This window comes from Planococcus chinensis (assembly GCF_042681545.1).
Lineage (GTDB): Bacteria > Bacillota > Bacilli > Bacillales_A > Planococcaceae > Planococcus > Planococcus chinensis.
In genome coordinates, this window is the sequence record NZ_JBHUFW010000018.1 from 1 (window position 1) to 1,448 (window position 1,448).

General features: G+C 51.5%; 1 protein-coding gene. It reads right to left on the reverse strand.

Going from position 1 to position 1,448, the window contains the following annotated elements; translation table 11 throughout:
- Window positions 1-9: 9 nt before the first annotated feature.
- A protein-coding gene (locus ACFSDB_RS16975; protein ID WP_377340723.1) for an IS3 family transposase occupies window positions 10-1,337 on the reverse strand; the annotation gives its coding sequence in 2 pieces (ribosomal slippage) (window positions 10-965 and window positions 965-1,337; 1,329 coding nt in all).
- Between the last annotated feature and the right edge of the window lie 111 nt (window positions 1,338-1,448).

Genomic DNA, 1,448 nt, shown 5'->3' on the forward strand with positions numbered 1-1,448 from the left:
CCCTGCAGCTTACGCTGCGATCAGATGACTCCGGTATTGTGCCGGGGTCATCTTTTTTAAATTCCATTGCTTGCGCGTGCCATTGTAATGCGCCATGTACTCATCCACCAACGCCTTTAATTCGGCTAGGCTGGTGGCGTGTTTGAAATCGACTTCATCCTTGAAGTGGCCAAAAAACGATTCCATGGGGGCGTTGTCGATGCAGTTGCCCCGTCGGGACATCGATTGGGTGAGTCCCAGTTCCTTCACGCGCTGTTGGTATTCCGGGTGGGTGTAGTGGAACCCTTGGTCGGAGTGGATCATCGCTTCCGGATGGATATTGCCATCCAGTGCTTCTTCCAGTTTCTTTAGCGTGCGGTAGACAATTTCCATACTCAGGCTGGTCGTGACTTCATAAGCGACCATTTCACGGCTGGCGACATCTTTCACGGCGGACAAATACGCCATCTGCCCTGACCGGTTCGGAAGATAGGTGATATCGGTGACGAAGACCTTGCCAGGTTCATCTTGATCGAATTCCCGGTTTAACAGATTCGGACAAACCGCGTGTTCCTGGGTGGCTTTGGCGATCTGCTTATAGGGATTCGCCCGCCGGACTTTGGCAAAGAGGTTGAATTTGTGCATGAGCCGCAGAATCTTCTTGTGGTTCATCGGCGTTTCCAAGAGTTCCGTTAGGATCATATAGAAGTGGCGATAGCCGATTTTCCCCCGATGCGCATCGTAGATGCTTTTGAGCAGAAGGTAATCCTCGTAGTCTTGTTCTTCGCGAATGGCGTGCTGTTCGGCCTTCTTCAGCCAGGCATAATAGCCGCTGCGGCTGACGCCTGCCGTGCCACAAAGCAGCTCCACCAAGTTTTTCAATTGAAATTTGCGGACAACGGCATTGATTGCGGCGTATTTTTCCGCCGGGGTCAGCTGCGTTTCTTCGCCTGCCTTTCGAGCGCCTCGAGCTTTTTTAAGAGTTCCATTTCCGCTTCCAGGTACTTGATGCGCGCTTCTGCTTTCTCCAGCTTTTTCTCAGCGGACAATTCTTTCGTGGAAGGGCGGCCCGTGCTGCCTTTTCCGCGGCGCTCTTCGAAGAAGCCCTGTTCGCCGTATAGGTGATAGGACTTCCGCCAGCGTTTCAGGGAACTTTTCGGTTTTTCTGCGCCAATGACCGTCAGGTCAAATCCGTGTTCTATAAAGATCTGGGCAGGCCCTTTCCCTTGCAGGTTTTCGTTGACCGCCTTCACCTTGAACTCCGGTGTATATTGAATGGCCCGCTCCGATACAGCCGCAACATTAGGATTCGCTTCCAACTGCCGACACTGATGTTCGTTAAAGATTCGTTTACTCATGCCAATCGCTCCCGTTCCAGTCATTAGTTTCAGTATACCGGGGTGTGAAAATAGAAAAAACCCCAAATGGGGTCACTTTTATAAAGTGTCTACCATTTGGGGTTCAGTTCA